At 69.3% G+C, this 22,085-nt stretch carries 34 protein-coding genes; 18 read left to right on the top strand and 16 right to left on the bottom strand.

What is annotated here, in order from left to right; all coding sequences use genetic code 11:
* Positions 1–8: 8 nt before the first annotated feature.
* The 16 genes from ACFY23_RS09460 to ACFY23_RS09385 form a co-directional block, all read right to left on the bottom strand.
* The gene (locus ACFY23_RS09460; RefSeq protein ID WP_350676194.1) at positions 9–1,046 is read right to left on the bottom strand and encodes a hypothetical protein; all 1,038 of its coding nucleotides are present in this window, start codon (positions 1,044–1,046) and stop codon (positions 9–11) included.
* A complete protein-coding gene (locus ACFY23_RS09455; RefSeq protein ID WP_350676196.1) occupies positions 1,046–1,492 on the bottom strand; it encodes a hypothetical protein in 447 nt (148 codons plus the stop codon). The genes ACFY23_RS09460 and ACFY23_RS09455 overlap by 1 nt, the downstream gene beginning before the upstream one ends.
* Positions 1,489–1,854, bottom strand: a complete 366-nt coding sequence (locus ACFY23_RS09450) for a hypothetical protein (protein WP_350676198.1) — start codon at positions 1,852–1,854, stop codon at positions 1,489–1,491. Before ACFY23_RS09450 ends, ACFY23_RS09455 begins: the two co-directional genes overlap by 4 nt.
* Before the next feature lie 95 nt (positions 1,855–1,949).
* Positions 1,950–3,191, bottom strand: a complete 1,242-nt coding sequence (locus ACFY23_RS09445) for a hypothetical protein (RefSeq protein ID WP_350676200.1) — start codon at positions 3,189–3,191, stop codon at positions 1,950–1,952.
* Position 3,192: 1 nt separating this feature from the next.
* A complete protein-coding gene (locus tag ACFY23_RS09440; protein WP_350819026.1) occupies positions 3,193–4,680 on the bottom strand; it encodes a phage portal protein in 1,488 nt (495 codons plus the stop codon).
* A gap of 77 nt (positions 4,681–4,757) precedes the next feature.
* Positions 4,758–6,341, bottom strand: coding sequence for a hypothetical protein (locus ACFY23_RS09435; protein ID WP_350676204.1), 1,584 nt, complete (start codon positions 6,339–6,341; stop codon positions 4,758–4,760).
* A 136-nt stretch (positions 6,342–6,477) separates the two neighbouring features.
* Entirely contained in the window at positions 6,478–7,068 is a 591-nt protein-coding gene (locus tag ACFY23_RS09430) for an HNH endonuclease (RefSeq protein WP_350676206.1), read from the bottom strand.
* A 387-nt stretch (positions 7,069–7,455) separates the two neighbouring features.
* Positions 7,456–7,908, bottom strand: coding sequence for a hypothetical protein (locus ACFY23_RS09425; protein ID WP_350676208.1), 453 nt, complete (start codon positions 7,906–7,908; stop codon positions 7,456–7,458).
* A 135-nt stretch (positions 7,909–8,043) separates the two neighbouring features.
* Positions 8,044–8,397: a hypothetical protein gene (locus tag ACFY23_RS09420; RefSeq protein WP_350676210.1), complete on the bottom strand. Its 354-nt coding sequence runs from the start codon at positions 8,395–8,397 to the stop codon at positions 8,044–8,046.
* Between the two features lie 2 nt (positions 8,398–8,399).
* Positions 8,400–8,909 carry a hypothetical protein gene (locus ACFY23_RS09415; RefSeq protein WP_350676212.1) on the bottom strand — a complete coding sequence of 170 codons (510 nt, stop codon included), beginning with the start codon at positions 8,907–8,909 and terminating at the stop codon, positions 8,400–8,402.
* The gene (locus ACFY23_RS09410; RefSeq protein WP_350676214.1) at positions 8,906–9,220 is read right to left on the bottom strand and encodes a hypothetical protein; all 315 of its coding nucleotides are present in this window, start codon (positions 9,218–9,220) and stop codon (positions 8,906–8,908) included. Before ACFY23_RS09410 ends, ACFY23_RS09415 begins: the two co-directional genes overlap by 4 nt.
* A 244-nt stretch (positions 9,221–9,464) precedes the next feature.
* Positions 9,465–9,629 carry a hypothetical protein gene (locus ACFY23_RS09405; protein WP_350676216.1) on the bottom strand — a complete coding sequence of 55 codons (165 nt, stop codon included), beginning with the start codon at positions 9,627–9,629 and terminating at the stop codon, positions 9,465–9,467.
* Entirely contained in the window at positions 9,626–10,201 is a 576-nt protein-coding gene (locus ACFY23_RS09400) for a hypothetical protein (RefSeq protein WP_350676218.1), read from the bottom strand. Before ACFY23_RS09400 ends, ACFY23_RS09405 begins: the two co-directional genes overlap by 4 nt.
* A gap of 96 nt (positions 10,202–10,297) precedes the next feature.
* Positions 10,298–10,534 (bottom strand): hypothetical protein, encoded by a 237-nt coding sequence (locus ACFY23_RS09395; RefSeq protein WP_350676220.1) that lies wholly within the window; start codon positions 10,532–10,534, stop codon positions 10,298–10,300.
* Positions 10,535–10,552: 18 nt separating this feature from the next.
* Positions 10,553–10,864 carry an HNH endonuclease signature motif containing protein gene (locus tag ACFY23_RS09390; protein ID WP_350676222.1) on the bottom strand — a complete coding sequence of 104 codons (312 nt, stop codon included), beginning with the start codon at positions 10,862–10,864 and terminating at the stop codon, positions 10,553–10,555.
* Complete coding sequence (locus ACFY23_RS09385; protein ID WP_350676224.1) at positions 10,864–11,112, bottom strand: hypothetical protein; 249 nt, start codon at positions 11,110–11,112, stop codon at positions 10,864–10,866. Before ACFY23_RS09385 ends, ACFY23_RS09390 begins: the two co-directional genes overlap by 1 nt.
* A 320-nt stretch (positions 11,113–11,432) precedes the next feature.
* On the opposite strand from ACFY23_RS09385, the gene ACFY23_RS09380 reads away from it, so the two are divergent.
* The 18 genes from ACFY23_RS09380 to ACFY23_RS09295 all read left to right on the top strand — a co-directional run bounded on the left by ACFY23_RS09380 (position 11,433) and on the right by ACFY23_RS09295 (position 22,029).
* Positions 11,433–11,801, top strand: a complete 369-nt coding sequence (locus tag ACFY23_RS09380; protein ID WP_350676226.1) for a DUF6221 family protein — start codon at positions 11,433–11,435, stop codon at positions 11,799–11,801.
* Positions 11,786–12,187: a DUF6221 family protein gene (locus tag ACFY23_RS09375; protein WP_350676228.1), complete on the top strand. Its 402-nt coding sequence runs from the start codon at positions 11,786–11,788 to the stop codon at positions 12,185–12,187. The genes ACFY23_RS09380 and ACFY23_RS09375 overlap by 16 nt, the downstream gene beginning before the upstream one ends.
* Positions 12,184–12,531 (top strand): hypothetical protein, encoded by a 348-nt coding sequence (locus ACFY23_RS09370; RefSeq protein WP_350676230.1) that lies wholly within the window; start codon positions 12,184–12,186, stop codon positions 12,529–12,531. The genes ACFY23_RS09375 and ACFY23_RS09370 overlap by 4 nt, the downstream gene beginning before the upstream one ends.
* Before the next feature lie 391 nt (positions 12,532–12,922).
* Positions 12,923–13,045 (top strand): hypothetical protein, encoded by a 123-nt coding sequence (locus ACFY23_RS09365; RefSeq protein ID WP_350676232.1) that lies wholly within the window; start codon positions 12,923–12,925, stop codon positions 13,043–13,045.
* Entirely contained in the window at positions 13,042–13,287 is a 246-nt protein-coding gene (locus tag ACFY23_RS09360; protein WP_350676234.1) for a hypothetical protein, read from the top strand. The genes ACFY23_RS09365 and ACFY23_RS09360 overlap by 4 nt, the downstream gene beginning before the upstream one ends.
* Positions 13,284–13,598 (top strand): hypothetical protein, encoded by a 315-nt coding sequence (locus tag ACFY23_RS09355; RefSeq protein WP_350676236.1) that lies wholly within the window; start codon positions 13,284–13,286, stop codon positions 13,596–13,598. The genes ACFY23_RS09360 and ACFY23_RS09355 overlap by 4 nt, the downstream gene beginning before the upstream one ends.
* On the top strand, positions 13,595–13,852 hold the full coding sequence (locus tag ACFY23_RS09350) for a hypothetical protein (protein WP_350676238.1): 258 nt from the start codon (positions 13,595–13,597) through the stop codon (positions 13,850–13,852). Before ACFY23_RS09355 ends, ACFY23_RS09350 begins: the two co-directional genes overlap by 4 nt.
* Positions 13,849–14,415 (top strand): hypothetical protein, encoded by a 567-nt coding sequence (locus ACFY23_RS09345; protein WP_350676240.1) that lies wholly within the window; start codon positions 13,849–13,851, stop codon positions 14,413–14,415. Before ACFY23_RS09350 ends, ACFY23_RS09345 begins: the two co-directional genes overlap by 4 nt.
* Positions 14,412–14,600: a hypothetical protein gene (locus ACFY23_RS09340; RefSeq protein ID WP_350676242.1), complete on the top strand. Its 189-nt coding sequence runs from the start codon at positions 14,412–14,414 to the stop codon at positions 14,598–14,600. The genes ACFY23_RS09345 and ACFY23_RS09340 overlap by 4 nt, the downstream gene beginning before the upstream one ends.
* Before the next feature lie 524 nt (positions 14,601–15,124).
* Positions 15,125–15,265 carry a hypothetical protein gene (locus tag ACFY23_RS09335; RefSeq protein ID WP_350676244.1) on the top strand — a complete coding sequence of 47 codons (141 nt, stop codon included), beginning with the start codon at positions 15,125–15,127 and terminating at the stop codon, positions 15,263–15,265.
* A 41-nt stretch (positions 15,266–15,306) separates the two neighbouring features.
* Positions 15,307–15,531 carry a hypothetical protein gene (locus tag ACFY23_RS09330; protein WP_350819028.1) on the top strand — a complete coding sequence of 75 codons (225 nt, stop codon included), beginning with the start codon at positions 15,307–15,309 and terminating at the stop codon, positions 15,529–15,531.
* Between the two features lie 32 nt (positions 15,532–15,563).
* Complete coding sequence (locus ACFY23_RS09325; protein ID WP_350676248.1) at positions 15,564–15,839, top strand: hypothetical protein; 276 nt, start codon at positions 15,564–15,566, stop codon at positions 15,837–15,839.
* A gap of 115 nt (positions 15,840–15,954) precedes the next feature.
* A complete protein-coding gene (locus tag ACFY23_RS09320; RefSeq protein ID WP_350676250.1) occupies positions 15,955–18,777 on the top strand; it encodes a hypothetical protein in 2,823 nt (940 codons plus the stop codon).
* A 196-nt stretch (positions 18,778–18,973) separates the two neighbouring features.
* Positions 18,974–19,282, top strand: coding sequence for a hypothetical protein (locus tag ACFY23_RS09315; RefSeq protein ID WP_350676252.1), 309 nt, complete (start codon positions 18,974–18,976; stop codon positions 19,280–19,282).
* 100 nt (positions 19,283–19,382) lie between these two features.
* Positions 19,383–19,865 carry a hypothetical protein gene (locus tag ACFY23_RS09310; RefSeq protein ID WP_350676254.1) on the top strand — a complete coding sequence of 161 codons (483 nt, stop codon included), beginning with the start codon at positions 19,383–19,385 and terminating at the stop codon, positions 19,863–19,865.
* A 143-nt stretch (positions 19,866–20,008) separates the two neighbouring features.
* Positions 20,009–20,266 (top strand): hypothetical protein, encoded by a 258-nt coding sequence (locus tag ACFY23_RS09305; protein WP_350676257.1) that lies wholly within the window; start codon positions 20,009–20,011, stop codon positions 20,264–20,266.
* A 124-nt stretch (positions 20,267–20,390) separates the two neighbouring features.
* Entirely contained in the window at positions 20,391–20,801 is a 411-nt protein-coding gene (locus ACFY23_RS09300; RefSeq protein ID WP_350676259.1) for a hypothetical protein, read from the top strand.
* An 88-nt stretch (positions 20,802–20,889) separates the two neighbouring features.
* Positions 20,890–22,029 (top strand): hypothetical protein, encoded by a 1,140-nt coding sequence (locus tag ACFY23_RS09295; RefSeq protein ID WP_350676261.1) that lies wholly within the window; start codon positions 20,890–20,892, stop codon positions 22,027–22,029.
* Positions 22,030–22,085 lie beyond the last annotated feature (56 nt).

Here is a 22,085-nt window from a genome sequence, read left to right as displayed (position 1 = left end):
CCTGTCGGTCATGAACGTGCCGTCGCCGTTCTCTCCGGCCGCCAGTCGTTGCGGGTGCGCTGCTCGGTCATCCGCTCGGCGATGCGGACGGCGGCCTCAAACTGCCAGGTGCCGGCCGCAACCGACGCGTCGGTCACCGGCACCCCGGAGCCGTAAACGCGGCCCCGGTCGGTCGGCTTGGTCGGGATCCCGCTCGGGGCCTCCCAGTCCACCGACCACGACAGCTTCTTCCGGCCCCGCTTGCGGCCGAACGCGCAACGTTGCAACTGCAACTGCACCTGGTGGCTGTCGCCGTGCGGCATTCGCACTGTCTCGGTGACCTTCGACCCGTGGTTGGTGTACACGTACCGCTTCGGCCCGAGCAGCATCGTGCGGGGGTCGATCTGCACCGACCCGTGCATCCACCACGGATCGCTACGGGACCAGTGGTCCCGCCTAGCCCACAGCCGCCAGAACAGGTGTCCGTCGTGCGCCCGCAACTCAACAACCCGCGAGTCGTAGCCAACCGGGTTGAGCCGCCGCACCACACCTGCACCGAACCGCTCGGTGTGCAGGTACAGCGCCCCAATCCACGGCACGTGGAAGCTGGCGGCGAGAGTGTGCTCGGAGCCCTTGTTGCCGACCTTGAGCGTGACGCCAGTCGTGAGGTCGCGGGTGCCGAGCACGATCTGACCGCCGAGCTTGCCGGTCGGCTTTACCGGCCACGGTCCCGGAAGCATCTGCGGGGTCAGCACCGCATCGCGCTTCACCTTGCCGGACGGCGAGCTCTGCCACGGGCCGCCGTACCGGTCGCCAATGTTCCACCGGACCGGGTCAAGGCTGCTCTGCGGGTCGGGGCGCACACCGCAGCGGTCACACACCACCCACCGCGAACCGAGGTCCCCATCGCGGAACCCTGTGGTGCCATCCACCACGGGACGGTGGCCGAACATGCGGCACAGGATCAGCGGACGCGGGATGCCGTTCAGCCAGAAGCCACGCGACACCCGGCCGCCCGAACTGGCGGCACCATCACGCTTGCGGTAGTCGACCGAGAAGGCGTGCATCAGCCGTCGACCCTTGCTGCCGCGGCACGCCGCTCCATGTCCGCGCGGAACGCGTCCGACGCCTCCGTCGACTCCAAGTGCGCCCGCACGGCGGTGCTGACCGTGTCGAGCAGCGCAGCGTGGTCGAACTGGATCAGCATGTCGTCGCTGGGCTCCTCGTCCGCGATGTCGACACGCTCCGGGGTGACGAACGCGCCACGGGCACCGATCTGCTCGGCGAACCGCTGCCAGCGGTCCTGCTCCGATTCGCCCTCGGTGACATCGACCGGCGGCACGGCCACCAGACTGGACGATCGCACCTCGAACGGCTGCGCCTCGCTCGGATCCGAGCCAGTGAGTTGGCGGATCGGGAAGGCCATCTCGCACTGGTCCACGATCAGCGCGAACGGCTGCTCACCGTCAGGTCCGTACGGCGGCAACTGGAGGATCTGGATACGGGCCATCACGCACCCGCCTTCGCCGGCTTCGACCGGTGCATGACCTTCTTGTCGCCGGTCCGCTCGCTGAGCAGGTAGTAGGTTTTGCCGCCGTCGGTGGAGAACGCCTCCGAGTTGCGGCGGTTCTGCCACAGGCCGCCATCGGCGTCGGTCACGTGCATCCACTCGTCCGGGGCGTCCGTCAACGGCGCAAGGTTGCCGTATTGGAGCAGCGTGGTGAGCTGGTGAATGGCGATGCCAGCGGACCCGCCGGAGTGGCCGTACGAGGCGAACGCCGCCACCGCCGCGACAAGGGACTGCGCGTACGCCGGGTCTTCCGCGAACTGGCCGCACAACTCCAGTTCACGCTTGGCGTGCTCAACAAGTGACATGGGTGGGCTCCAACAACTGGGGATGCTTGGGGATGCTTGAAGGGGCCGACCAGGTGGCATCCCCGCTCACCTAACCGGCCCCCGTTCAGGGGCAGCTACAGCTGCACTGTGTTACGCAGCCGCTCAACGTCGATGCGCCGCTGCATGATCTGATCGGCGAAGTCCTCACCGGCCGCCTGGAGACGTTCCATCGCGGCGATCGATTCCTCCAACGCGGCGATACGCCTGCGCATGAACTCCGCCGGGTCGCTGCTGTCGATGACCGTGCGGACGCGGCGGGCGGCGGCCTGGTCGGAGCGGCGCCTGCGCGTCGACTCCGACTGCTCGGCCTTGCTCCGCGCAACCTCGGACGGGTCACGGAAGTGATGGTTCGAGCGGACCAGGATCGGACCCAGCTCGCCGTGCTCGGTGATTGACACCCGCACCCGGTTTTGGAGCTTCCGGCCCGACGTGGTGCCGCCCGCCGCCTCGTACAGGCGGGACAGGTCAGCGTCGTTGAGCGTCAAACCGGGGTCGACGCCGTTGACGATCGGCGCGACCTCACAGTTGCAGCCCGGATGCAGCGGCAACAGCTCACCCTTGGTGTAGATCCTGTCCGCGGCCACCACGCACAAGCCGCACGACAAACCCGACTGCGACAGCTCGGGGTGCAGAATCCGCCGGAACCCAGTCGCCGCCCGGTTCAGCACAACAGCCTTGCGGGACTGCTCCCGGATGGCGAGGGCGACGTCCATCTCGGCGATCTGCTGCGCCCGCAGCACCGCCCGCTGCACCGCGACGGCCGGCGCGACGTCCTGCTCGCTGACGAGATAGCGGTAGGTGTCCGCCGGCCGCCCGTACACGACCATCGGGTTCATCCACCCGCGGCCGTCCTCGGGCAGGCTGTAGTCCACGATCTCGGGGGTGTCGCGGGGGATGAAGTTGCCGGTGAACCACGACTGGTCGCGGCCCTCCCCCACATCGGCCAGGTCGATCGACCCGGCGGTCGGGTTTTCCCGGGCGTCGCCCGGCTCGGGCAGGGCCCGCCGCAGCCGGGTCACGTCGATCACCCCGACCGGCTCCACGCGCCGGCCGAGTGTGATGGACATCTGCCGGGCCAGGAACGCGTCGGTGACCTGCGCGGCCTGCCGTTGCAGCGGCTGCACGATCCGCAACACACTCGCCACAAGCTGACCGATCTCCGCCGACGAGAACCAGCCCGAGAACGTCGTCCACGGCAACGTCGCCGCCGCCACAGCCATCTGGGTGATCTGCTGCCGCAACGCGGCCTGCGCCTGCACCAGCGCATACATGGCGGCGGCCTCGGAGGCGGTGAGCTTCCCATCGTCGGTCGGCACGTCAGTTCACCGCCGTCGTCACCGGATCCGTGCTCGCGATCTGGTTGAGGTCAAGCCCGGCCAGCGGATCCTCAGCCGGCGGCACCTGCGGCTGCGCCGGCGTGGACGCGATAGCCCGAATCGGCGGCTGCCCACCCGCCTGGAGCTGATTCTGGGCGGCCTGCATCGCCGCGAGCTGCATGGCGAACACCTGCTCGTCCTGCCACTCCGACATCATCCGGTCAGCCTGATCCGGGGTGCAGCCCCAAATTTCGATCAGCCGGGACCGGCGCGGCATGTCGTTCTGCGCCTTCGCCGCCGCGTCGGCCTTCTCCGCCAGCGACAACTGCTCCACCGGCGCCCACTGCGTTCGCAAGGTCGCCACGTCCGCGCGCTTGGTGTCACCCAGTTCCTCGAACGCCAGCGACATCACCTCAGCCCACCGGCCGGTCGCCCGTTCCCGGCGGTCCCTCGCCCGGAACACCAACTGCTCCCGGTACAGGCCCGCGCCGGTCGCCGACTGGTTCTGCCCGTCCGGCACCATCATGTACATGGGGGTGCCGGTGGCCATGGAGACCTGACGGAAGTCGTCACGGGACGCTTCGATGATCGGTCGCAGGTCGGTGACCTGCGACTCCCACATCTCCGCTTCCGGCGGCAACTGCCACATGGCGCCCGGCATCATCACGAACGAGTCGGACCAGTCGATCTCGTTGCCGTCTGCGTCCTCGTCCGGCAGCCCCGACACGGCCATTTGCCGGAATGCCTGTCCGCTGGCGATCACGAGCCGCTGGAGGATGTTGTGGTTGATCCGGTCGATCAGGTCCAGGTGGTGCTCGTACTCGCCGGCACCGTCCTTGTTCAGGAACCGCACCACCGGCATCCGGTCGTGCGTGAGCTTCTGGCCGTCCTCGCCGCCCTTGCTCGCATCCCACGACCACGACGCCGACGAAAACCGGGGCCTCGCCTGCGCCACCTTCGACGGAGTGAACGCCACATACACCCGGCCCGGCAGATACAGGTACGCCCGGTGCACGCCGTCAATGTCGTCGTGCAGCACCTTCAACGCCGCCAGCAGCTTCTGCGGCTTCGCCGGGTCAGCCTCCGCCACCATGAACCGCGGATCCTCAGCCGTGATGACCGGCGCCCCCGTGTCGTCATCGACCGGACCCACAATCACGTACGCCTCACCGAGGTTCAGCATCATGTCGTGCACGTCCGCGGCGATGATGTTCAGGCCGGTCCGTTCCCACACGTCCGACGCCTGCTGGTCACCGGAAACGTCCTGGTCAACTGCCGTTTTGAAACCGACCGGACGAAGCCGATCCGACACCGACCCCACCACCACCGCGGGCACGTTCACGCACGCCTTGCGCTGGAACTGCGCGAACATCTCCCGCACGTTCTCCGCGCCCTGCGGCAACCGAGGCTTACCGTGCAGGTAGTTGTGCAGCAACTCCAGCCGGTCAACGCGCTGCCGGTCGTGCAGCTTCTTGAACAGCCGCGCCATCCACCAGCCGGGGCTGCGGGGCACCTCGATGTTGATCGCCACGGCCACCCCCTTCCTGGTAGCCGTCGGCGATTTGCCTATCGGAGCCGCTTCACCCGGTACGGTCGCCGCTGCTTCGTCTCCACACCGGCGGCCACGGCCGCCATCCGCGCCTGCCAGGCGAGCACGGCCGCAACCGCGGCATCGATCTTGTCGGCACTGTCTGGGTGGGATTTCGCTATCTGCATCCCCGAGCCCGCCTTGTACCGGCGGCGAGCATGAAGTACATGACGTGTCAGGGCGTACGAGCCGTCGTGGGTCAACTCCCGGGTGACCACAGCGTTGTGGAACTCCTCCAACGCCTGCACAATCTGCCGCGACCGGCCGCCCGTCATCCACCACTCGATCGGGTGGTCACGGGTGGCCTTCACCTTCAACCGGGCGCCGTACTTGGCCTCCCAGTCCGCGATCCACGTCTCCCACTTGGCCGGGTCGGCGAAGAACCCGACCACGTTGTATCGGCGGAAGCACTCGTGCACGGCGGCCACAACCTCGTGGACCGGCACCTGCCACACCGTCGGCTTGCCGTCGGGGCCGATCGGCATCTTCGCTGGCTGCTCCCACACGGACTTGTCCAGGGGCTCGAAAATGTGCCCGTCCTCTACCCGACACGCGATCAACGCGGTCGCGTCCGTGGTGCGCCCATTCGCGCGAGACCGGGAGCCGTCGAAGCCGAGGGTGATGGTCTCCTTGTCGGCGACCACCTTCGTGCCGTCGAAGCAGCCCTTCCACTCCGGCTGCGACAGCCACGAGTCGGAGGCGTGGGTGACCTGGTTGAGGAAGTCCGACCGGGACACCTGCTCATCCGAGGTGGGATCCCAAATCGTGGCAACCAGATGGTCCAGGTCCGTGTGACCCGGCGGGCACGGCGGATCGTGCAGCACACACCCGTCCGGGTGCGCCGACGAATCCCCATACGCCAGCCGCAGGCCAGCAATCAGCGACTCCCGATCAGTCAGGTCCGTGGTGGCCGGCGCCTCACGGTGGTCGTAGTACAGGCCGTCATCACGGGCCCGGCCCTCCTTGATGGCCGCCCAGAACGACGCCGACTGCTCGGCAACCGACCCCTCGCCGGGGATGAACGCGTTCGGCGACTCAATGAACGAACCGCCGGTCTTCGCCGTGTTGTTCTTGACCTTCTCGAACAGGTTAAGGCCGCCGTTAGACGGCACCCACTCCTCGGTCTGGTCCATCACCGCAAAATTGAACGGCTTGCCCTTGACGGAACGGGCCGACGAGGTGACCTTTTCGATCTTCCCTCGGGGCAGGTTCACCATCGTGTCGAGCGGTTCCAAGCCCGGGTACTCGGCCATGAGCGGGCCGTCGCACATCTCCAGCATCGGCGCCCACGTGTTGTCGGTCTGCGCCTCCGACACAGCGAGGATGCCCACCCGCGGCGTGCGGATGTCACTCCAAGGACGGCCGACCGGTTCTCCATCGGCTGTCCATCCGTCGGGCACCACCGGCCCCAACGCCTCGGCGAGCGCGATCGCCCCCAACAGCGGAGACTTGCCCCACCCACGCGGCCGGCTGATCACGCCCCGCCGACGCCGACGCTTTCCCGTTCTCGGGTTGATTTCATAGAAAGCCAGTAGAAATTCGGCTTGTTCCGAATACGGCACAAAGGGCTCATACTCAGCCCGATCTGGTGCCGCCAAATACTCGGAGATCCAGTCGAGGACGAGGTCAAAGCCAGCCGAGAGTGGGGACTTCCCCCGGGTAACTCGGCTTCCATGGCATGACCTCACCGTCCTCTCGTCAAACGGCCTCCAGCAACTTGTCGCTCTTTCGGAGGTTGCAGAGGAGGTGAGCTATCTGAGTGTTCTCGCGGGAGTGTGGCCCGCCCTTGGAGACGGGGATGCGGTGATCGAGGCTCTTGCTCCACGGGTGCGGGAACTCCAGCTTTGGATCAACGTGCTGGTGGCAGATGCCGCAGATCCAGCCGTCCCGCTCGTAGATTTCCAGGCTGGTGAAGTACTCCGTCGTCACACCCCGAACGCGGGCCTTGCGAAGCCGAACGTCGGAGAGATAGCGGTCCTTGTTCGCCAGGTAATGACCGCGCCTGCGGCACACCCGGCCGCAGTAAATCTGCTGGGACGTGTTCGGCCAGAACGGCGAGCCACATGGGCCGCACACCCTCGCGTCACGGGGGTGTCGGCGGCGGATCCTACGGCAGTCAACCGAGCAGTACCGCTGTTGTCCGTCCGCCGTCTCCACAGATGCGTGGCAGACAACGCATTGGATGGTGAAGCGTTCGGCGCGGCGTACGGCGTTCTTCTTCTGCCGTCGGCAGTCGTCGCTGCACAGCCGCTTCTTGCCCCGGATGCCCCGCTGATCGGGCAACTCCACCCTGCACCTACGGCAACGGATCGGCAGGAGCATCGGAAGCAGAACTCCAGGATTCCGCTGAACCGCCCTCGCGCAGGCAATCGAGCAGTGCTTCGTTCCCTGGTAACGCCCGGCGAGCGAGGCTCCGCATCCCGGGCAGTTGCCGGCTGCCCCAACGACCTCGCCCCTCCGGCGTCGACCTGCCGCCTGACGGCAGTTGACGGAGCAAAAGGTCGCCTTGCTCGTGCGGGTGGTGATGGGACCGGCGCAGTGTGCGCAGGTATGCTCGGCCATGTCGACTCCAACCAGTCGGCCACTCCCGGGGGTGTTACCAGCACCCGCCGGGGCTTACGTTTTTATTGTCTCATGTGGAGACGAAGCGAGCGTTCCCGCAGCTCGTTGCCGTGATTACTTGTCCGCCTGGGTGCGCCGCCGAGGTGCCGCCGCCTTCCTCGCCGGGGCCGACTTGATCGGCACTACCGTCGCGCCGCCGCCCTCGCCGCTGGCCACCGGCCGCAGGTTCCCGTACCGCTCCTTCGCGGTGCTGCCCGCCGGCCGCGCGCCGTCCCGCTCGTCCGCCTCGGCGAACTGAATCCGCAACCTCGCCCGGTCCTCCGGCGTCGCGCCGAACTTCGCCACCCGCAGCCGCAGCTCAGCCGCAGCGCCGATGTTTCCGGCCCACAGCTCGGCGTGCACCATCGCAGTGTCGAGCAGGAAGTCCCAGTCGGTTTGCATGAAATGCTCGGCCTGCGGAGACTCTGCCCACATCCGCCACCAGGCGCGGGTCTGCTCCGGCCACGGGTAGTCCGCCGGCAGTTCCGGCTGCTCACCCTTGGTGAAGTCGATGACGGTGGTGGGCACGGGGTCACTGTTGCGTCGTGCCCGCTTGCTCGGGTCCTTCGGCGCGGGGCCGCGTCCAGCCATGACGAGTCAACTCCCATGTCGGGAAGACGAGCAGCGCCCCATGCCGGGATGGCCGCCCGTGAGCGGGGATGCTCAGCGGTTCAGATACGGGGTGCCAGCGCCGTCGGGGACGGGCGGCAGGTCGTCGGATTCCACGACGACGACGAGGGCGTGCGGGTCGTCCTGCACGTACATGCGCAGTGCTCGCGCGCCGGCCGGAAGGCCGAACGTGTCGGATACTTCTTGGAGGGTGAGCTGGATCTTCCCGACTCGGTTGGGTGCCTGCGGTGGCAGAAGTGTCGCGCAGTCGGCGCACCCGTCGTGGGCGGCGGCTACAGCGGGCTGCCGGTCGAGGTTGCGGCGGGTGGTGATGGGGTCGTCGGCCATGTCGGCGTGAACGCTGTCGCGGTCGAGTGGGCTGTACCTCTTGCCGTCTTCGACTGCCACCGCTACTGCCCGCCTTCCGGCTGCTCGTGCAGGTAGTTGATGGCGGTGCTCGGGTCGACGTTCATCAGCCGCAGGCTCCGGTGCACCGTGCCCATGATCCGTTCGTACCGTTCGCCTTCGGCGGCGCGTGGGGTGATGTACACATCGGTCACCCTGAGTCCTTCAACGCTGCGGAGTGGGCTGTTGCCGTGGGTGAGGGCCGCCCGTCGGGTGCCGCCTGCGTGCCGCCAGTACTTGGCGTCGTCCTCGTTCAGCGCCACCAAGAGAGCGCAGCGATGGGGCTGCTCTCCGTCCGGCTTGGGTGCGCGGGTGAGTTCCCAGCCGGTGCCGCGGAGTCCTTGGAGCAGGAACCGTGCCTGCGCGAGGTCGTTGTCGCGATGCTGCGGGGTGAACTTTGCGGCGGCGCCGATAAGTGGAGTGCAGTTGAGGGTGTGCAACTGGTCGGCGAGGGCGTCCACCACATCCGGGTTGAGGTTGCAGCGCTGGTCGGCGGGGCTGGGTGTGCGGCTCACTGCGGCTTCTCCCCTCGCCCCGGATGCTCGTCCAGCCGGTTGATGGGCGGTCGCTGGTGGGGGCGCATGGCGGCGAGCTGCCGGTGCACGAGGTCCATGACGGGCCGGTAGTGGTCGCCGCGGCGGGCGTCGGGGGTGATGTGCACGGCTGTCGGCTGCAACCCGGTGTCCTGTGGGGCGGGGCGTTGGGTGAGGTACACGTGGTCGGGGTCGGTGACGAACTGCCACCAGGTGGCGTCGGCTTCGTTGAGCGCGACGAGGATGGTGCAGGGCCTGCGGCTGGGGGTGGGCGAGGTCAGCGTGGTCACCACCTGTCGCGGATGGCAACGGCCATGGCATGCGCTGTGGCATGCCGGATGGCTATCGGATAGCTCATGTCACGACCGTTGTCTCTACTGTCTGGTTGCTCGCGCGGCCGGTGCGGCGCCGTCCCATCCCGGGGTGGGTCGGGTCACCGCCGAGGGCACATCCTCGGTTTCCCGCAGCACACGAAGGTCACAGCCTCCGTATGGGCTCGGGTGTCGCAGCACGCCGGCCGCGCGAGGAACCAGACAGTCAGTCGGTGGGGCGGCGGGAGCAGGTGCGGTCCTGGTGGTCGGCGCGCACGCACACCGCCCGGTCATCCTCGAATCGGACCACGCATTCGTCGGGGTGCAGGCGCATGCGGATCGGCTGCGGCGGTGGAAGGCACCCGCCGTTGTTGTACGGCTGCTCGCTCACCGGTCACCCTCATCAGGTTCGTCAGGGCCCGCCAATCGCTCAACCTGCACGGGTCCGCCGGAGTAGCGGTCGCGGGTGATGCCGACCTGGGCGGCCCGCGTGACCGCGACGGCCGGTTCGGTGCCCTGGTCTAGGAGCACGTCGAGAGCGCCGATCGCGGGGCCTTCGCCGGAGCCGATCGCGGCCCGACCGTCCGGGTGCGCGCAGGCACACGACTGGCTTACCGTCCACAGACGGCCGCCCCAGCCGAGCAGCACACTTCCGTCGAGCGCGCCGTCTTCCATCAGGCCGGCGTCGTCGGCGATCTCGGTGATCGCGCAGGCGATGGCGTGCGCCCACGCGTGCACGTCTTCACCGGGCAGCGGCACCGCATCGATCTTCAAGTTGGCGGCGAGGCAGCCCGGGAGGCCGCCAGCACCGGCGACGCCCAGCAGCACCTGGTAGCCAGCGCCGGCCCGCAGACGCAGAAGCTTCCGTACCCCGCCGATGATCGGCCGTTCGTACACGTTGGTGGCCGAGTCGGCGGCCATCCACACGGTGCTGCCGTCGCCGCACGCCACGATCGTCGTCACCGCACTCACCTCACTGTCTGTGACGGGATGTCGGCGAAATCCCGGAGACGGGCTAACGGTTATCGATGCGCCGTCACGGTGAGTGCAATCAGTCGACTACTTTGCCCGCTCAGCGAGCAGCTTCTCGATCCGGTCCAGCCGCTCCAACACATCGCGGTCGTCGCTGGCCTCTGCGGCGGCGAGTTCGCTCGCGAAGTTGGCGTACAGGCTGACCAGGATCACGAACAGGATGCTCTGCGCCCACCACAGGGTGCCCGGGATGGCGAGGAGCACCCACATGCTGGCAAGCCCGCGGTGCAGCCACACCTTCCGCCGTCGAGGCTTTCGCGCCACGAGCACCACCCCCGGCAGCTACAGCAGTCCGGGGTGGGGTGGCTTCGGCCGACGGTTCGACACCAGCTTGGCCCGCGCCTCGTTGCCCTGCCTGGACGACTTCAAGTTGTGGTGCCGCTCGCACAGCAGCTGGAGATTGCTCAGGCGGTGATCGAGCGGGTCATCTTTGTGGTCGACCTGATTGCCCAGGTGCCCGCAGATGCCGCGGCCGTTCGGTCTCGGCCACCGGCATTTGCCCTTGTCCCGTTCGATGACGGCGGCGCGGATCTCGGTGTACCAGTTCGCCGGCAGCGTGGACTTTCTCGTGCTGCCAGCCCATCCCCCGGACATCAGGCCAGCACCAGCACCTGGGCTTCACGGCCCGGGTTTTTCGGATTCTGGGCCGTGTCGCGGGCAGCGTCGAGGACGTCACCGAGCTTGTAGCGCAGATGCCCGCGCGGGCCCGGCCGGGTCGTCAACTCCCGGTGCTCGCCGGCGGGGGTGGACCAGCCTCGGTTGCGCCAGCCCTCCAGCGTCCGCGGCTTCACGCCGGCGACAGTGGCGGCTTCCGCCCGAGACAGATAGACGTCGCGGTTCACCGATCACACCTCCTCGGATCCGCTCGCGGGTTCAGTTATCGATCAGGTGGTGCACCCGGCCCGACTTGAACGGGCAGCAGTCCAGCGGAGTCACCTGCCGTCCCGGCGGCAGGGAGTGCCCCGACGTGTGGCGGGCGCGATCTGGTGGTGATGCACGGTCCCGGATACGACGAAAGCCCCACACCGTGGCGGGTGTGAGGCTCGACGTTGCGTAGGGACACTGATCCCCTGCGCGAAGGATGACACATCGCTGATCAACACGCAACATGCGACGTGCTGCGGCGCGTCACACCCGGCGCGTGAGGTGCGATAGTGGGCGGGTGGACGAACTCATCCCCTGGCTCCACCACGTACTCAATACCCGCGAGCGGGTGGCACGCGCTGCTGCTGCCGAATGGCCCGGAGAATGGCAGGCACTCACCGACCAAGTCGCCAACCGCTCATCCGACCTAGACGCAGTCGCAGACCACATGCAGGCGCACAGCCCGGAGCTGACGCTTAGGGAGGTAGCGGCCGACCGGCGGATTCTCGCCGAATACGAACGGCTGCTGTTCCGCGACCCTCTACGCGTCGGCCCCGCCTGGGACGCGCGGCGTGACACGTGGGAGACGGCGGTACGCATGCGGGCGGAGGCGTACGCCGACCAGCCCGGATACCGGGAGGTGTGGCGGCCGTGCCCGACAACCTGACAACCTGGCTCCACGAGCAGATCACCGCCGCCGAGGCGAGCACCCGTACGCTGCTCTACTGGGCGCAGCAGACAGTCCTGACCTTGAAAGAACCGAGGCTGCTCGGCAAGGAGATCCCCGGCTGGCACGACTGGCCGAACGTGGAGAAGATGTGCCAGCAGCGCCTCGCCGAGCTGGACGCCAAGCGGCGCATCCTCGCCGCGCTCGACCTCACCCCGTGTCCCTGCGCCCGCTCCCAGCGATGCGTCATCCACGACTCCAGTGCGGGTCCGCCGGAGTTCGCCGTCGAACGGTACGTGGATCCGGTCACGGAGATGATCCTTAGCGCCATGGCCCTGCCGTACGACGATAAGCCCGGCTACCAGGAGAGGTGGCGGCGGCCGTGACCAGTCGCGTACGTGACGAGCTCGACCGCTACCTCCAGCGGATGCCCAACGCCCGTGAGGCGCGGCTGAACGACCCGCAGTACCACTGGCAGATGCAGTGGGCGCAGCGCATGCTCGAACTGCTCGACCTGGCGCTAGACAACGAAGGCATCCCCGAGGACACCCGCGTCCGGGTGATCCGCACCGTTCTGTACGGCACCGCCGACGAGTCCGAGGCCATGCGCCGCATCGACCAGACGCAGCGGCTGACCCAAGAAGCGATGGAACGCCGCCGCAGGCATGTAGACCTGATAGCTCAAACCCGGCGGACCGCGCCCCCGTCAACGCCCGGACCACAGCTATGAGCCGCCACGAAATCCGGCTCCGGCTGCGCCCCGGACGGTCCGCCCGCTCCTACCCCGCACTGCTGGAGTGGCCGCGCCTGCTCGTCCCCTACCGTTTCCGGGCCATGCACCGCTGGTGGGCACGCCAAGCCGGGTTCTTCTGGCTGCCATGCCCGCTGTGCGGGCAGCCATTCGGCGGGCACGAGTGGCGCGACATCAACGGGAAGCCGTCGAGCGTGCCGGACCCCATGCAGCCGCCGAACAGCCCAGACGGGTGGCGGGCATCCGTCGGAATCTGCCCCACATGCACGCGAGCCGGGCGTGGGGTGCCAGCGTGAATGGGCTGCGCTGCTGGTGGTGTGGCGCCGAACCGACCGACACGGTGGCGATTTGCGCGCTCGGCGGTACCCCCTTGCGGTACGTGCCGTCGGGCTGGCCACCCGCCGACCACGAGCACGCCGCCACCCCACCCACCCCCGAGGAACTGGTGGACCAGGGCCACCGGATCCTCCGCCGCATCCTGGAGGACGCATGACCGTAGAGCAGCCGGAGCACAGCGAGATCGAGCCCCGGTACGCATCCGGCGGGATCGTGCACGGGCCGGGCACAGCCGACGACGACCGGGTGCCGTTCCCGGTCAGCCGCTGCATGTTCGAGGACGTGGCACGGGTGGTCGTGCTGCCGCGCACCTGCGACATCGAAGGGCACCACGGATGCACGCCATACGACTGCCGGTGGGCACCGCCCGAACCAGCCGGAGAGGACCGAACCCAGTGACCCTGCGACAGCGGCTCGCCCGCAGGCTGCGGTTCCTCGCGGACAACATCGACCACGCCGGGGCACCGAAGGCCATGGGCTGGTCATTCACATTCGAGGACCGCGAAGGCATCCGCTTCCGCGAAGACGGCCGCGGCTGCCGGCTCTGGTACTACGGTGACGCCGACTACGAGAAGGCGCACACCGAGGCCGACACAGAGCACTTCCAGGTCAACTGGGCCAAGGCGACCGCACGGCGCGTCGGTGGACAACCGTCCGCATGCCAGATGTGGCTAATCCCCCTGCACGACGTTGAGGAGATGACCCGGTGAGTGACAACGCCTGGGTGGAAGGCATGGCGCAGCGGGCACGCCAACGGGCTGCCACCGAACAAGCCGATCAGACGGCCCGTGACCCGCACAGCTCACACCACACACACCTCCGAGGCACAGCCGTCGAGTGCAGCTGCGGGGAACTCTTCGGCGTCACGTGCGTCGCCGTCACCCCCGACAACAACCCCGACGAGCGGTCCTGCGACCTGTGCGGCGTGCAGGGCGTCGTCCGGCTGAACGGAGCGAACCAGTGACCGACCAGTCGACGTGGCCCGCGCACCTGCGCGACAACGCCCCCTCCCAACAGTGCGGGCGGTGCGGTCGCTTCACCTGGTCGCCCAGCAAGTTCGGCGCCGAATGCCGGATGCCCCAGCCCGACGGCTACCCGTGCGGCGGCCGGTTCGAGCCGCCCGGCATCCTCCTCGACATCTACGCCGCCCGGGTCGGCGCACCCGTCCCCACCGACACCGTCACGCCGCTGCCCGAGGAGTACGCGTGGGCCGGCAAGGGCAAGGTGCGGCTGACCGAGCCATCCTTCGACCCCACCGGGGACCTGCTCACCCGCTCAACGGTCCGCGTCCCGCAGCTGCTCATCGTGTGGGAGTTCCACCTGGAGGGCTGGTACGACAACGAGACCGTGCACACCATCGTCGGCCACGCCGTCGGCAGCGACGGGGTGCCGGTGCGGATGGTGGCCCCACGCGTCGGCCGCATCGAGCACGAGCTGCACCGCGGCCTGATCACCAGCACCATTGACCTTCACCGGGCACAGCCGGCCGGCGGGGGCCTCATCACCTGGTACTGGCCAGCGCAATGAGCCGCGTCGCCTGCTGCTGCGCGATCATCTGGGCGGTCGCGTTCCTCCTGCTGCTCACCTACTGGCAGACCAGCGAGGCCACCGAACCCGGCACCCAGTACGCCGACCCGTTCTGGCCGTGCGCGTGGATCGCCTCCTGGCCGGCATCGTGGTTCCTGGCCTGGTCGCTCCCCCGATACCGGTAGCACCTGACACCGAAGACGCCCCGCCGAAGCAGCAGCCGGCGGGGCGTCTTCATGCGCCCGCGCGTCCTCCCAACTTAGGAGGAACTGGCAGCAACTTAGGAAGACCGCGGCGAGCAGCAGGCGGCGATTGAGAAGTCCCAGACCCGTACACAGCGTTAAGCCCCGAACGTCCCGGGCGGCGTGCCGGCGGGGGGCGGGGGGTGCCCGCCCGTGGGTGTAGGGCGGGTGCGCCGAGCGGTGTGCGTGGCGCGCGTCGCGTGTGCGTGTGCGTGGGCAGGGTGCCGAGCTGCACGGCAGGGGCGAGCGGAGATGTCATGGGTGACGGGTTGTGGACGTCATGGGTGACGTGCTAGCGTCCAATCCTCGCCCGTCACCGACGGGCCACGATCTGGGGAGCGGGCATGGCGAACGGACAGTGTGAGCAGCGGTTCATCTGCGACGCGTGCGGCAGCAACGGGTGTGACCACTGCGGCGACATCGGCACGGTTGCCTGCCCGTGCGTTACGGGTGGCTACGTTCACAGCGTGGCTACGTCGGGCGAGACCTGCACGAACTGCGGCGAGCGGTTCGGCAACGGCATGGACATCCTGCGGTCCGCCCCGTCGCCCGTCATCGGGGGTGCGCCGATCAGCCTGCCGCACGGGTGGCACGTCGGTTGCTGCTGACCGAACCAACCAACCCAACCAGTCGACCGGAGGTAACCGACATGCGCACGTGGAGGATCGCCGAACACGCCGAGCGTCCCTACTACGCCGAGGACCCCAACCCGATCGGGGACGCCTTCACCGCCATGGCGGAGGTGGGTGCCGATATCCGGTGGGTGGAGGGAATGACTCACACGGTCACCGCTACCGGTATGTCTGCCGAGCGTGTGACCGATCTGCTCGCAGCGTGCGCGCAGCACGGCGCAACCGTGACCGAGATTCACTGACCAACCGAACGAACCGACCGGAGGTAACCGCCATGGTCACGATCGATCCCAACACGTACGACGTTGAAGGCGTCGCGCAGGCCGTTTACGCCGACATCCTGGCCAGCATAAAGAACGGGGAGGTGCCCGCCACCGTTCGCACGTTCACCGACCTGCATGACTACGTGGACGCGAACGAGTACGTGCAGGAGGTGCCGTGGGGGACCGACCTTCCGGAAGACCCGTCCGATCCCGCCGGATGGCGGCTGGTGAACGCTGTAACCGACCGGGTTAACGCACTACTCGCCGAGCGGCCCCACACCGTGTGACCCGTTCCGAGGTCACCCATGGTGCCCGACGGGGGTCGGGCATGCGTGGCAATCCTCGGAGCAACCAACCACACCAACCAACCGACCGCACCAACCGACCGGAGGTAGCAGGATCATGGCACCGCAGAGCATGGGCGACCACGTGACCGTACGGGGTGAAGAGTTCCGGGTGACCAGCGTGCGCAACGTGTCGCACCTCGGTAGCAAGTTCTACGGCAAGTTGTCATTCACCCTGATCAAGCTGTCCGATGGCACCGAATGGGGATACTGCGGGAAGCGGGTAACCGTGAACGCGAAACTTTCCGCCCGCAGCAAGCCTGCCGACGTTGTCCGCGCCGAGGCTGTCACCGCACTACGGGAAGAGATCGACTTTCACCGTGTCATGTGCGCCCGATGCGGCGTGAACATGTACGGGAAGGCCGAGATCACCGACGGTGCGGACGGTCAGCCCGTGGCGGTGTGCGTCACGTGCCCGACGGGGGTCAACTTCCGTACGGCGTACCCGGTCGGTACCGAGGTGCGAGTCACGTCCGGTTACGCCGAATACCTCACGGCGACGGTGGAGGCTGTGTGTGACGCGTACCCCGGTGGTGAGTACGCGCTCCGTAACTACCGGCTCACCCTGCCGGGTTACGGGTCCCGGTCGGTGTCGGAAGACATCTTGACCCCGGTCGACGGTGACGCTGACCGGTACGCCGTCCGGCGTGACGCCGAGCCGGTGGCCGAGGTGACCCCGGACGCCGAGCCGGAGACCGTGGCCGAGCCGGTCACGCCGATCGTGGACGTTGACCGTGCGTGCCGGTCGTTGACGCAGACCGCGCGCCGTGCGGGGAACCTGCGCGGGTCGGACCGGGTGCGGGTGCGGTACAGCCTGGAAACGGGCCGAGTGTCGGTCAAGGGTGCCCGCCCGGATGCCGCGCTTGTGTCGCGTGCGTTCGGTCGTCCGTACCGGTTCGATCGTGCGGAGTCTCCGGCGTTCGGTGGCTTTTACGCCTACTATCTGCCGATCATTGCCGAGCCGGAGGCTGTCACCGTCGATCCGGCCACGACCGACGCCGCGCCGGAGCCGGAAACGGTTGACCCGGCTGCCGAGATCATGGCGCGTGCGTTGGACGCGTACGCCGCTGGTGACATGGACGGCGCGCGGCAGGCCGTGGCGGACGGGCAGCGCGTCGCCCCCGGCTACCGGGAGACGGGCGCGTCGGGCGCGGTGTACGGGTGGTCGGACATGCTGGCCGCTCTGCCCATGGCCGAGCCCGAGCCGGTCGCGGGAGGGGACGGCCAGGCCGAGCCGTGCGACGTGTCGCCGGACGTGCTGGCGGGTGCCGAGCCGACCCCCGCCGAGCCGGTCGCCGCGCGGGTGCCTGTGCCGGACGCTATCCGGCCGGGCGTGTGGGTGCTGACCGGCGGCGGACACCTCGGCACCGTTCAACGGTCCGGCCGACACGCCGGGGCGGATGGGCATTGGATTTTCAACGGCGGCACGTACACCCGGTTTGCGCCTGACTACACGGTGCGGCTTGCCGTGATTGGCGACAACGTGTGCCGGTCGCCTCAGTTCGTGTGCTACTGCGGGAAGGCGCACGCCCCGTGGGACGTGTTCGACAAACTGCCCGCACTGCCGGAGCCGGAGGCCGGGCCCGTCGCCGAGGCGGTGCCGGACGTCGTCCAGCTGACCACCGACGGGGAGGCGGAGGCGTTCCCCGTGGACGCGCCGAGTGTCGCTGACCGTGCGCCCGTGTCGGTCGCCGAGCCGGAGCCGGAGGCGGTACAGGGTCAACTGTTCGCGTGCGCTGACACGCGCGCGGCGGCCCGCCGCAACTGGGGTGACCTCGGCATGATCGATGGTTTGGGCAACATCACTGCCGACGCGCTGACCGAGCCGACGGCCGCCGGGCCGGTCGCCCAGGTAGAGGCCGAGCCGACCCCGACCCAACCGGAGCCGGAGGCGGAGGCCGAGGCGGACCCGGATTACGGCGTGACCGTTGGCGGTGTGTTGGTGGCGGTCGCGCGTCGCGTGGACTTGACCGCCGAGCCGGAGCCGGAGGCCGACCCGACGCCGGAGGCCGGGGCGACGCTGCCCGTTGCCGTGGTCGACGCCAACACCGCCGAGCCGGTCGACCTGTGGGCCGGTCTGGACACGGTCGACAGTGACGCGCTGGCCGTGGCGCTGGCCGTCATGGCGGACGTTGACCCCGACGACGGGGACACCCTTTACGGGATCGCCGACGCGTGCGACCGTGCGCAGGACCGGGAAGCCGCCGAGGCTGCCGCTGCCGCCGAGGCTGCCGCCCGTACGCCGCGCCCGTCGCGGGCAGCCATCCTGCGACGCGACTACGCCGACATGGTGGGCGTGTGGTTCAAGCAGGCCGAGACTGACTGTCGGGGGCACATGCTCACGGCGGCCGGGGAGGCTGCCGGTATCGACCCCCGGTCGCTGTGGTCCGGCCCGGCGTCGCGGGTGGAGCTGTATGCGTCGGAGGAATTGCGGGAGTGGTTTGCCACCCACGGGCGGGTGAACGCCGGTCAGTGGCGGGCGCAGCACACGGAGGCGCGGCCTGTGCCGGACACGGCGGCGGAGGTGGTGGCCGGGTGGGCGGCGGATGACATGCCGGTGCCGGTGTCGCCCGCCCCGGCGCCGGGTCCGGTCGCCGAGCTGGCGTCGGTGGACGGTGTGCCGGTGCCGGTGTGGGTGTACCCGGCGGGCATGCCGCTGTGGTCGGTTCTCAAGGCGGTACGGCCGCAGGTGGCGCAGCTCATGCGTGACGCCGGCGTCAAGGTGGGGCAGGTGTCGATTGTGCCGGACCGTAAGGCTAAGCGGGTGACGGTCACGCCGGACCGTGTTGCCGCCTCCGATCTGCCGCAGGTGTGGGCGATTGTGGCCGATCAGTTGGCGGCGCGCGGTTTCACGCCTGCCGGGGTGGCTGCCGGCGTGTAGCCGGTGGGGCGGGTGCCGGTTCGTTGGGCCGGTGCCCGTCCGGCCTGGCCGGGTCGCCGAGCTCTCGGCCAGAAATTCCGGGGTGCGGGCCGCCGTTGGGGTGGCGGTTTACCCCTCGCACACGTAACATTGCCCGTGACACACCGGCAAGGATTCCAGCCACACACCACACCAACCAACGAACAGGAGGAACGACATGGACAACGCGAGCGAGTGCACCGGACACGGACCGTGCACCGGGTGGCAGTGGTGCGGGTGGTGCGGCGGGCAGCCCGGCGGGTGCGAGTTCTGTGAGGGTGCCGGCAAGCGGGGATGCCCGACCGTCGTCGATGACATTGACGGGAACCGGTGGGAGCACACCACCACCACCGCCCGGGACATGTGGTGCGTGCTGTGCGGTAACCGCATCGACCCGGGGCAGCCGGTCCTGCGGCGGGTCGGCTCCCCCGACGTAATCGCCGACTTCTGCGTGTCTCCCAAGTACGGGCCGCCGCCCGGCCGCTGATCCAACCCCAACCATGCGGCCGGCGCGCGCGGGGCCCGTGTGGCAACCGCCGGGCCAACCACACCACCACAACCAAACCGACCGAAACGGAGTGCACGCCATGACCACCGCGATCGCCACCCGCCCGACCGAGCAGACCGCCGTCATTCTGCCGACCCTCACCGCCGCCGACGTCACCGTGACCACCGACCACATGGGACGCGAGGTGATCGTCATCCCGGACGTGTTCGCCCGGCTGATGCGGGACATCACCCGCGACGGGTGGCGGGAGTTTCCCGGCGTCGCCGACGGCGAGTCGCGCAAGTTTCCTGCGGGCGGGTGGATGTTCCGCACCACCGCGACGATCGTTGCCGCGTACGCGGCCAGCCCGATTCCGGCCGGGGCGACCGGTCACGACGCCGACCGGTACCGGCAGTCACGGCAGTACGCCGAGCACGGCTGCGGCTACGCGTTCATTGTGGGTGCGGCCGGGTGGGACGCCGACGCGCGGTGGTGGCGTGACTACCCCCTCACCAAGGGTTTGCACGTGCACGCGTCGCCGCACCTGATCGACAAGGGGCGCGCGTACCGGTTCAGCGGCTGACCGGTTCCCGCACGGTGCCCGCCGAGCCGGTGACGGTCCGGCGGGTGGCCGCGGGGAACCGGGCAACCTCGCCCAACCACCCGACCGAATCACCCGCACCGGCCGGAGGCAGACACCATGACCGACAACGCAGGAGGGCGGAAATGGCGAAGACGGCCCAGCATCTACGCAGCGACATGCGCACGATGGTGACCTCTCGATCTACGGACCAACTGATCCGCGACTACAAACTTGGCAGCGGCCTTTCGCGCAGTGTGCACGGTGCCGATGGGGCGGCCTGGGTAGTCGTGCTAGTCGCCATCGAAACCGAACTTAACGAACGTGGTGTCGAGACGTGCGAAGTGTGCGGATGGCCCGCCGGCGAACACGACCCCGACCTGTGCCCCGCCGACGCCCGGTAGCCGGTGCCCGCCTGGCGCCGACCGGGCTACCCGGTCCGGTCGGCGGCCACGGGGCACCGGACCGTCGGAGCAACCGAACCAACCACACCACCAGACCGGACCAACCGAACGGAGACCAGCAGCCATGCGACGCGTACTCACCACCCCCACACCCGGCCACCCGTACGACAACGGCATCTATCAGGCCGCTACCCGGGACCTGCCCGCCGCGACCGTCACCGAAAGCGAACTGCCGGCGTACTGCTGCCGGATGCGCCTTCACGGTGAGACCGGGCCGGAGTGCCGCCGAACCAACCTCGTTTGGCAGCTGCGCAGCGAGTTCGAGCAGATCACCCGGGAGCGTGCCCGTGTCGCGCGTGTCCGGTCGGATTGGCGGGCGCGAAACCTGGTCGGGTGGGTGGAGTTCGCCGAGCGGCGGTTGCGGTTCTACCTGGGCGCGTGGACGCTGCCGCCGGAGTGCGCGGGGGCGCCGGAGCGGCGGTTCGCCGAGCCGGTGCGCGACTCGGAAACCGTACTGCCCGCCTGTACCTGCTGACGGCGCCGGACGCCGCCCGCCCGCACGGCAACCGCCCGGACAACCAACCACAACCACCAACCGCACCGACCGGACAGGAGACCGAAAGATGTACGCATCCATCAGGACCACCGACAGCCGCCCCGCCGAGCGGCTGCCCATCATGCCCGACGCCGCGCACGGTGTGCGGCTGGTCGGCACCTGCGGCAGCGTCGCCCACATCGCCCACGCCGCGCACGTCGGCGGCCGGGTGCAGGTGGTCGCGACCGTCACCGGGCCGGCGGTGCAGGCCGCCCGGCAGAACGCCGCGTACGGGTTCGCGTCGCTCGATTGGTTGGCGAGGGTGTGCGCGCCCGCCTGGCTGGACGCGTGCGGGCTGGCGGAGATGGCCCGCATTCTGCGGGAGCTGGCGCCGCTGGCCGACGGGAACGCCGCACGGGCGGCCGGTGAGACGCTGCGCGCCGCGCAGAACGCCGCGTATCAGGCTGCGGGCATCGTGGTGTGCACCGAGGTCGGCGCGGATGTGATCGGCGTGGTCGACCGCAGCGGGGCGGGTGTCGCGAACGGTGCCGCTTTCCACGCGGTGGGGCGGGAGCACGCGCACCCCGACGCGGAGGCGGTCGGCGCTGCCGCCTCCTACGCCTACACGGTGTGCCAGTACGCCGCGCACGCCACGGCCGAGCGGAAGCGTTACGCGGTGGTGCGGCGTGTTTCCGCGTCGGGGGTGCCGCTGCCGGAGCCGGCGACGTCCGCCGAGGTGGTGGAGGCGGTGCGGCGGGAGTTCGGCGCGCGGCGTGTCGAGCAGGTGGAGACGGTGGCGGGTGGGACGGCCGCGCAGGTGGTCGTGTGGTTCGACCCGGCCGATGTGGTGACGGTGGCACGTGCCGGGCGGCATGAGGTGACGTTGACGCCTGCCGACCTGGCCGCCGGCACCCGCCCGCGGGCGTGGGATGGGGTGCGGGTGTGGTGTGAGGACACGACCGGCGCGCGGACGGTGGCTCGGTTCGTGGCCGAGCAGGTCGACCGGCTCGGCTGCGGGTGCTGGCGGTTGCGGGGCGAGCGTCCCGGCCCGTACCTGCCGGGCGTGTGGGACGGCATGGAGGTGTTGACGGGGTGCGCCGTGCACCCGTGCGGCATCCTCGGCCCGGGGGCGACGGCGTGCACGCTGGCCAACCCGTTGGCCGAGGTGGCGCCCGCGCCCGCACCGGTTAGCCCGTTCGCCGACCTGGCCGCCGCCCGCATCGCGTAGGCGCCGGACGCCACCCCCGCGGCCGGTGCTGTACCGGGTACCGGCCGGCGGGGCAA

This window comes from Micromonospora sp. NPDC000121, assembly GCF_042899165.1.
Lineage (GTDB): Bacteria > Actinomycetota > Actinomycetes > Mycobacteriales > Micromonosporaceae > Micromonospora.
The sequence above is the reverse complement of the archived record's forward strand: the minus strand, read 5'-3'. Positions and strand labels throughout refer to the sequence as shown.

Bases quoted from the DNA above. Each gene is read 5' to 3' on its own strand.
- ACFY23_RS09315 (WP_350676252.1), top strand. From the start codon at position 18,974: ATGGACAACGCGAGCGAGTGCACCGGACACGGACCGTGCACCGGGTGG.
- ACFY23_RS09330 (WP_350819028.1), top strand. From the start codon at position 15,307: ATGCGCACGTGGAGGATCGCCGAACACGCCGAGCGTCCCTACTACGCC.
- ACFY23_RS09305 (WP_350676257.1), top strand. From the start codon at position 20,009: ATGGCGAAGACGGCCCAGCATCTACGCAGCGACATGCGCACGATGGTG.
- ACFY23_RS09450 (WP_350676198.1), bottom strand. From the start codon at position 1,854: ATGTCACTTGTTGAGCACGCCAAGCGTGAACTGGAGTTGTGCGGCCAG.
- ACFY23_RS09320 (WP_350676250.1), top strand. From the start codon at position 15,955: ATGGCACCGCAGAGCATGGGCGACCACGTGACCGTACGGGGTGAAGAG.
- ACFY23_RS09300 (WP_350676259.1), top strand. From the start codon at position 20,391: ATGCGACGCGTACTCACCACCCCCACACCCGGCCACCCGTACGACAAC.
- ACFY23_RS09360 (WP_350676234.1), top strand. From the start codon at position 13,042: ATGACCGTAGAGCAGCCGGAGCACAGCGAGATCGAGCCCCGGTACGCA.
- ACFY23_RS09295 (WP_350676261.1), top strand. From the start codon at position 20,890: ATGTACGCATCCATCAGGACCACCGACAGCCGCCCCGCCGAGCGGCTG.
- ACFY23_RS09440 (WP_350819026.1), bottom strand. From the start codon at position 4,680: ATGGCGCGGCTGTTCAAGAAGCTGCACGACCGGCAGCGCGTTGACCGG.
- ACFY23_RS09460 (WP_350676194.1), bottom strand. From the start codon at position 1,046: ATGCACGCCTTCTCGGTCGACTACCGCAAGCGTGATGGTGCCGCCAGT.
- ACFY23_RS09390 (WP_350676222.1), bottom strand. From the start codon at position 10,864: ATGTCCGGGGGATGGGCTGGCAGCACGAGAAAGTCCACGCTGCCGGCG.
- ACFY23_RS09340 (WP_350676242.1), top strand. From the start codon at position 14,412: ATGAGCCGCGTCGCCTGCTGCTGCGCGATCATCTGGGCGGTCGCGTTC.
- ACFY23_RS09310 (WP_350676254.1), top strand. From the start codon at position 19,383: ATGACCACCGCGATCGCCACCCGCCCGACCGAGCAGACCGCCGTCATT.
- ACFY23_RS09325 (WP_350676248.1), top strand. From the start codon at position 15,564: ATGGTCACGATCGATCCCAACACGTACGACGTTGAAGGCGTCGCGCAG.